The sequence below is a fragment of the uncultured Dialister sp. genome (assembly GCF_900541605.1).
Lineage (GTDB): Bacteria > Bacillota > Negativicutes > Veillonellales > Dialisteraceae > Dialister.
In genome coordinates this window covers 1-7,264 of record NZ_UQKJ01000100.1, presented here as the reverse complement: position 1 = coordinate 7,264, position 7,264 = coordinate 1, and the positions used below count along the sequence as shown (strand labels likewise).

At 56.6% G+C, this 7,264-nt stretch carries 7 protein-coding genes; all 7 read right to left on the bottom strand.

The window, feature by feature from the left end:
- Positions 1–227: 227 nt before the first annotated feature.
- Positions 228–944: a 1-(5-phosphoribosyl)-5-[(5-phosphoribosylamino)methylideneamino]imidazole-4-carboxamide isomerase gene (hisA, locus tag QZR21_RS07210; RefSeq protein WP_296099473.1), complete on the bottom strand. Its 717-nt coding sequence runs from the start codon at positions 942–944 to the stop codon at positions 228–230.
- On the bottom strand, positions 941–1,555 hold the full coding sequence (hisH, locus tag QZR21_RS07205; RefSeq protein ID WP_296099471.1) for an imidazole glycerol phosphate synthase subunit HisH: 615 nt from the start codon (positions 1,553–1,555) through the stop codon (positions 941–943). Before hisH ends, hisA begins: the two co-directional genes overlap by 4 nt.
- Complete coding sequence (hisB, locus tag QZR21_RS07200; protein WP_296099469.1) at positions 1,555–2,133, bottom strand: imidazoleglycerol-phosphate dehydratase HisB; 579 nt, start codon at positions 2,131–2,133, stop codon at positions 1,555–1,557. Before hisB ends, hisH begins: the two co-directional genes overlap by 1 nt.
- Positions 2,130–3,200 (bottom strand): histidinol-phosphate transaminase, encoded by a 1,071-nt coding sequence (hisC, locus tag QZR21_RS07195; protein WP_296099467.1) that lies wholly within the window; start codon positions 3,198–3,200, stop codon positions 2,130–2,132. The genes hisB and hisC overlap by 4 nt, the downstream gene beginning before the upstream one ends.
- Positions 3,190–4,479, bottom strand: coding sequence for a histidinol dehydrogenase (hisD, locus tag QZR21_RS07190; RefSeq protein WP_296974636.1), 1,290 nt, complete (start codon positions 4,477–4,479; stop codon positions 3,190–3,192). Before hisD ends, hisC begins: the two co-directional genes overlap by 11 nt.
- 515 nt (positions 4,480–4,994) lie before the next feature.
- Positions 4,995–5,609: an ATP phosphoribosyltransferase gene (gene hisG, locus QZR21_RS07185; protein WP_296099461.1), complete on the bottom strand. Its 615-nt coding sequence runs from the start codon at positions 5,607–5,609 to the stop codon at positions 4,995–4,997.
- The gene (locus QZR21_RS07180) at positions 5,609–6,823 is read right to left on the bottom strand and encodes an ATP phosphoribosyltransferase regulatory subunit (protein ID WP_296099458.1); all 1,215 of its coding nucleotides are present in this window, start codon (positions 6,821–6,823) and stop codon (positions 5,609–5,611) included. Before QZR21_RS07180 ends, hisG begins: the two co-directional genes overlap by 1 nt.
- Positions 6,824–7,264: the final 441 nt, after the last annotated feature.

The window sequence follows — 7,264 nt, the reverse complement described above, 5'->3', positions numbered from 1 at the left end:
CACCGCTAACGCGGTCCCCCTCCCCTCTAAAGAGGGGAGGTTGGTGGGTTCACTTGCGGCGTCAGCCGCTGACGGATTCTGGTCCGAAGGGCCGGATAAGCTCAAGGCTCAAGGCTAAAGGCTAAAGGCCCCGTCCAGTCGCATGTACCCTCAGCCACATAACTGCGGCGTAGCCGCGGGACCTCAATTCTCTTTCCTCAATTCTCAATTCTGAGCCGCTTCGCGGCTCACTCCCCTATCTCCACGATCTCCCTCATGCTCACTTTGCCTTCATAGAGGGCTTTGCCGGTGATGGCGCCGTAGACGCCCATCCGGGCCAGTTTCCGGAGGTCTTCGGCCCCGGAGACGCCGCCGGAGGCGATGAGGTGGATGCCGTCCAGGGCCTGGAGTTTAGCCATCATGTCGAAGTTCGGTCCCACCAGCATGCCGTCCCGGCTGATGTCGGTGTAGATGAGGGTGTTCACGCCGTGGGTGAGAAGGGTTTCGGCGAAGGTCATGACCTTCCGGCTGCTGCCGTCCACCCAGCCGTGGGTGGCGACTTCGTCGCCCTTGGCATCGATGGAGACCGCCACGTGGTCCGCTCCGTATTCTTTGGCGGCGCGGATGGCGAAGTAGGGGGATGCCACGGCTTTGGAGCCGATGATGACCCGGTACACCCCCAGGTCCAGATATTCTTTGATGGCCTGTTCCGTGCGGATACCGCCGCCCACTTCGATGGGGATGGAGATGGCTTTTGCCATTTTTCCGATGATTTCTTTGTTTTCCCCATTTCCTTTGAAGGCGCCGTCCAGATCTACCACGTGAAGCTGTTTCGCCCCTTCTTTCTCCCATTTTTGGGCCATTTTCACAGGGTCGTCGCCGTAGACCGTGAGGTCTTCGATTTTCCCCTGTTTCAGGCGGACGCAGTGTCCGTCTTCTATATCAATTGCAGGAAATATTTTCATTTGACCAACCACTTTGCTAACCGGTCCCAGATGGCCATCCCCACTTTGCCTGATTTTTCGGGATGGAACTGGAAACCAAGAACATTGTCCTTCCCCACTACCGCCGGAACGGTGACGCCGTAGTCCGCAGAGGCGATGACGTCTTCCGTGTCTCCGGGCACTTTGTAGTAGGAATGGACGAAATAGACATAGGAATGGGGCGGCAGGCCTTCCACCACTTCGTGGGGCCTGTGGATGACGAGCTCATTCCACCCCATGTGGGGCACCTTCAGCTTCCCTTCCGGGAAACGGACGATGCGGCCCGGAAGGAGTCCCAGGGCTTTGATGTGCCCGTATTCTTCGGACTCTTCGTAGAGGGCCTGCATACCGAGGCAGATGCCCGCCAGTTTCTTGCCCTTTTTCACTTCTTCCCGGATGAGGTCTGTAAGGCCATAGCCATCCAGATGGTCCATGGCGTCTTTCATGGCGCCAACTCCGGGGAGCACCAGGGCGCCGGCGTTCCGGATTTCTGCGGGATTCCTGGTGACCACCACGTCCAGGCCTGCCCTAGTGGCAGCCCGGACCACGTTGGCCAGGTTTCCTGCGTCGTAATCAATAATGGCTGTTTTCATCAGAGCACCCCCTTCGTGGAGAGGACGGTGTCCCCTTCCACGGTGACCGCTTCTTTCAGTGCATGGCCGATGCCTTTGAAGAGGGACTCCACCATGTGGTGTCCATTTTCTCCGTACAGGCAGGCCATATGAAGATTCATCATGCCGTGCATGGCGAAGGCCAGGAAAAATTCCCGGGTCATTTCTGTCTCAAAATCGCCGATCCGTTCCACCGGGATGTGGACGTGGTAGACGAAGTAGGGCCGGCCGGAGAGGTCCAGCACAATGCGGGACAGGGTCTCATCCATGGGACAGAAGAAGCAGCCATACCGGCGGATGCCCTTCTTATCCCCCAGGGCCTTGAGGAAGGCGTCACCCAGGGTGATGCCCAGGTCCTCGATGGTGTGGTGGTTGTCCACGTAGAGGTCCCCGGTGCAGGAAAGGCGGATATCCATGCCGCTGTGCCGGGCAAGAAGGTTCATCATATGGTCGAAGAAACCGATGCCCGTGGTGCCTTCATACCGGCCGCTGCCGTCGATATTGAGGGTGACGGAAATGTTGGTTTCCCCGGTTTTCCTGTGGATCGTGGCGGTTCTCATTGGAGTTCCTCCCGGAATACGGAGAGCAGGGTGTCATCCACGTCCTTCGTGGTGACGGAAATGCGGAAGGCATTCGGCAGCTCTGCGCTGTTTCTGTAGATCTTCACCAGGATATCCTTCGCCTTCAGGGCTTTGAAGATTTCCTCATGCTTCCGTTCCACCTGGACCAGGAGGAAGTTCGTGCAGGAGGGGTACACCGTGAGTCCCGGAATCTTCACCAGTTCATCGTAGAGCCGGGCCCTTTCTTTCACGATGTCGTCCCGGATTTTGAAGAGTTCCTCCTTATGCCGCACCACGATGGGCGCAAAGAGCTGGGTGAAGGCGTTCAGGTTGTAGGGAGCCTTGATCTTCGCAATGGCTTCGATCATTTCTTTATCCCCTACGAGGTAGCCGCAGCGCATGCCGGCGAAGGCGAAGGCCTTGGACAGGGTACGGAGGACCACCAGGTTCGGGTACTTATTAATGAGGGAAACTACGCTTTCTTTCTGGGCGAATTCCATGTACGCTTCATCCACGAAGACGATGTTGTCGGCAGCCTTCAGCACTTCTTCGATGAAGGAAGCCGGCAGCAGGTCGCCGGTGGGGTTATTGGGGTTGCAGATGACTGTCACCTTGGGCTGGTATTTCTTCACAGCCGCAAGGAGCCCTTCCCTGTCCCGCCGGTAGCCGGCGAGGTCCTTCACTTTGATGGCGGAGGCGCCCAGGGTTTCGGCCCCCAGTTCGTACATATCGAAGGTGGGGGTGTGGACGAGGAGCTTATCCCCGGGGTTCAGGAAGGTACCCAGGAGATAGGTAATCATTTCATCGCCGCCGTTTCCGCAGATAATGTTCTCCGGCTTGACGCCCATGTAGTCCGCCAGCACTTCCCGAAGGCCGTCGGCCATGGGTTTCGGGTAGATCTGGGGCTGGAAGGAATCCAGGGCTTCCAGGAGTTCCTTCTTCACCGCCGGAATGGAGAGAACATTGAAATAGTTCTCGTTGGCGTTAATCACGTGTTTCTCCGCAATGGGAGCCACAAAATAGGGTTCAAAATCTTGAATTGTCTTACGAAGCCATTCAGTCTTCATCGCGCACCTCCATAGCATTGGCATGGGCCGTGAGCCCTTCCGCTTTCGCGAAGAGCTGGACCTTTCTGGAAATCTTTCTGAATGCCTCTTCAGTATAACACTCCACGCTGCTGTGTTTCACGAAATCATAGACCCCAAGGGGCGAAGAGAAGGCAGCGGTACCGGAGGTGGGCAGTGTGTGGTTCGGGCCGGCCATGTAGTCGCCGATGGGTTCGGAGGTGTATTTCCCGAGGAAAATGGCGCCGGCATTGTAAATGAGGGGCAGGTACTGCTTCGGATCCGGCAGTTCCACTTCCAGGTGTTCTGGAGCGATTTTGTTGACGATATCAAAGCACTGGGCGGCGTCTCTGCAGAGGAAGGCTTTGGCGTAGGTATCTACGGAGCTCTTCATGATTTCATACCGGGAAAGTTCCTTCATCTGCCGTTCCATTTCGGCCTGTACCTTCAGGCCGAAGTCCTTGTCCGGAGTAATGAGGAATACCGCCGCCCGGGGATCGTGTTCCGCCTGGGACAGGAGGTCCGCCGCAATCCAGGTGGGGTTGGCACTGCCGTCAGCCACGCAGCACACTTCTGAAGGGCCTGCGATCATATCGATGCCTACGGTGCCGAAAACGAGCCGTTTCGCCATGGCCACGAAGGCGTTGCCGGGTCCCACGATCTTGAACACCGGCTCCACGGATTCCGTGCCGTAGGCCAGCATGGCAATGCCCTGGGCGCCGCCGACTTTATAGATTTCCTTCACCCCTGCCACGTAGGCAGCGGCGAGGATATTGGGATTCACTTTCCCGTCTTTGCCGGGAGGGGTGGTCATGGCCACTTCCGGGCATCCTGCCACCATGGCAGGCACCGTGTCCATGAGTACCGTGGAGGGGTACGCCGCCCGGCCGCCGGGGACGTAGACGCCGACTCTCTGGATGGGGAGGAACCGTTCGCCCAGTTCCACGCCGTCCCGGAATTCTTTGGACCAGGATTTCCGTACCTGTTCTTTATGGAAGGCTTCGATATTTTCCTTCGCTTCCTTCAGGACTGCCAGAAATTCGGGACCCACTTCTTTCACGGCCTCTTCGATTTCCTCTTCCGTCACCCGGAAGTCAGAAAGCTTTACGCCGTCGAATTTCTTCGTCAGCGCCCGGACCGCTTCGTCGCCGCCGTCCTTCACCTGCTGGAGAATGGCGGAAACCGCCTTTTCCACGTCGTCAGAAAGGTTCACGTTTCTGTTTGTCATCGTCCGCACTTCGCGGAGGGTCAATCCTTTTTCCGGTACAGTAATCCATTCCATTGTGTGTTTCCTTCTTTCCTGTATAGTTATATGGTATTTAATATGTTATGTGTAAAGATCGAGATCGAGGTCGAGATCGAGGGGAACCGGGCCGGAGGCCCTGGGGGTCTAGGGAAGCACTGATTAAATCGTTGTTCGATTATACTCTTGTATTTTCATGCAATACAAGGAATAATCCGACGCGAATAGCGAGCTATTTAAGGAGGATTATGACGCAGTATTGCATGAAAATACATGTATAATCGGACTCTGCGAATTAATCAGCGCTTCCCTAGATCCAGATCCAGGTCTAGATCTTTAGCGGCGCGCAAATTGGGAAGCGCCGCCTTATGATATACGTCAGCCGCTTCGCGGCAAATGCACCCCCTTGCCCGCTTCGCGGGACTTCCCCCAGAGGGGGAAGCAAGAAACCTTGGCTCCCCTTTCGGGGGAGCTGGCGCCGTAGGCGACTGAGGGGGTGCATCTGCGGCGAAGCCGCTGGACCTCAATTCTCAACTCTCAAATCTCAACTCTCTTTATTTCACAAGCCCGATAAACTCATTCAGCTCGTCCTGCTTCATTTTGTAGGATACCTTGTTGCAGATGAGGCGGGCGGAGAAGTCCATGAAGTAATCGTAGGCTTCCAGGCCGTTTTCCCGGAGGGTGGTGCCGGTTTCCACAATATCCACGATCACGTCGGACAGGCCTACGAGAGGGGCCAGTTCTACGGAGCCGTTCAGCTTGATGATATCGATGGGCTGGAACCGGTCGGCGAAGTACTTCCTCGCTATGGAGGGGTACTTGGAGGCCACCGTGAGGATCCGCTTGTTCATGACTGCCTTGTTCCCTTTGATCCCGGAAACGGCCATGCGGCATTTCCCGATGCCCAGGTCTTCGATTTCGTAGACGTCTTCTTCCCCGTCTTCCATGAGCACGTCCTTGCCTACGATACCGGCGTCTGCGGCGCCCCGGCGGACGTAGACCGCCACGTCCGGCGATTTCACCAGGGTCACCCGGATGCGGTCTTTATCGTCCGTGAAAATCAGTTTTCGGCTGTCGTCGGAGTAATCGGGAAAATGGTAGCCCCCATCCGCCAGGCTTTTCATGACTTTCTTAGCAATTCTTCCTTTGGCCAGTGCAATATGGAGCATCATTTTCCTCCTAACCGGGATTCCAGTTCTTCCTTCGAAAGAACTTCATCCCCCACTTTGAATTTCCCATTTTCATAGACCGCGGTGATCCGGTAATCGCCGGTGACGATCCGGTTCTTCCCGGAAACCCCGAGCACCGAGTGGCCCTTCCTCCGCCAGTCCATGAGCGTCAGCACCAGGTCCCGGTCCGGTTTGTCGTAAATCACCGCCAGGTCGCAGGACGGTACCATTTCCTCCAGCAGATTTTCTTCCGCCATCACTTCGTAGAGAAGGTTCATATTCAGCCCGAAGCCGCAGGCCGGCCGGGGCACCTGGAACTGGGCGGCCAGGGAATCGTAGCGGCCGCCGCTGATGAGGGAATAGAGGGCGCCGTCGGCGTAAATCTTGAAGACCATGTCCGTGTAGTAACCCATGTGGGAGGTGAATCCGAAGTCCAGCTGCACCCGGTCGCTATAGCCCGCCACTTCCAGGTATTCGTACACCTTCTTCAGCCGCTCCAGGGCTTCCATCATTTTATGATTCAGGCAGAGATCCTCCGCCCGCTTCAGGGTGTCTTCGTAGTTTCCAAAGAGCCGGGGCAGCTCCAGCAGCACCTTCCGCTGGATGGTGGTGATGGGCAGGGTGTCCACCAGTTTTTCAAAGGAAACGAGGTTTCGTTTCTCCATGTATTCCCGGACTTTGGAGAGCTCAGGGCCGGTTAAGTGGAGCTCATCGAAGAGGGCGTCCATGTAGGCCACGGTGCCCAGGTCGATGCGCATATCCCGGATCCCTACGGATTCCAGGAACTCCGCCGCCATCACCATGACTTCCCCGTCGCATTCCGGGGTCTCATCCCCCAGGACTTCCACGCCGCTCTGGAGGAAGTACTTGCCGTGGGTGGATTTCCCGTAGTATTCACGGAATACCATGGACACGTAGCCGAACTTCAGGAGCTGGTCCGGGTCCGGATATTCCCGGGCCACCGTCTTCACCAGGGGCACCGTCACGTCGGGGCGCATGACAAGCACTTCGCCGTCGGGACCTATGGTCTTGATCATCTCCCGCTGGAGCTGGGGGAAATACCGGCCGTAGGTGTCGTAGTCCTCAAATGTGGGGGTCTGGATGATTTTGCATCCGTGCCGCCGCATGACCGATACGACTGAACCTTCGATGCGGTCATAATTTTTCATCTCTTCTTCATGGACCATTTTCAGGTCATCCATTTCCTGTGCCATAGAGCCCTCCTTCTTTCTCTGTTGTAGTTATACATTACCACGCTAAAGTAAAAAAGTAAAGGGGTCTAAGGCAAGTTTTCGAAGAATTTACGGACCTGTGACAAAAGCTAGTGGCCGTTGAATAAGCTCGCGTGCGTACGGGCGGGGATGGTGGCAAGATACGGTTAGAGTCAGCTGGAGCGGGGCTTCCAGCTGCTAGCTGTTAGCTGCCAGGAAAGCTGATTCGCCTGCGGCGCTGGCGGCGGGGTACGGTTGGAGTCATCTGGAGCGGGGGCTTCTAGCTGCTAGCTGTTAGCTACTAGGAAAGCTGATTCGCCTGCGGCGCTTTCTACGGATGATTCCGTCAGCTTCTTCATGCCGTAGGCTGCCCCGCCTTCCTGGCTGCTAGAAGCTAACCTCCCCCATCTATGGGGGAGGTGGCGAGCGCAGCGAGACGGAGGG

Excerpts from the sequence above, each read along its gene's own strand:
- hisG (WP_296099461.1), bottom strand. The coding sequence starts at position 5,609 with ATGCTCCATATTGCACTGGCCAAAGGAAGAATTGCTAAGAAAGTCATG.
- hisB (WP_296099469.1), bottom strand. The coding sequence starts at position 2,133 with ATGAGAACCGCCACGATCCACAGGAAAACCGGGGAAACCAACATTTCC.
- hisH (WP_296099471.1), bottom strand. The coding sequence starts at position 1,555 with ATGAAAACAGCCATTATTGATTACGACGCAGGAAACCTGGCCAACGTG.
- hisC (WP_296099467.1), bottom strand. The coding sequence starts at position 3,200 with ATGAAGACTGAATGGCTTCGTAAGACAATTCAAGATTTTGAACCCTAT.
- hisA (WP_296099473.1), bottom strand. The coding sequence starts at position 944 with ATGAAAATATTTCCTGCAATTGATATAGAAGACGGACACTGCGTCCGC.
- hisD (WP_296974636.1), bottom strand. The coding sequence starts at position 4,479 with ATGGAATGGATTACTGTACCGGAAAAAGGATTGACCCTCCGCGAAGTG.
- QZR21_RS07180 (WP_296099458.1), bottom strand. The coding sequence starts at position 6,823 with ATGGCACAGGAAATGGATGACCTGAAAATGGTCCATGAAGAAGAGATG.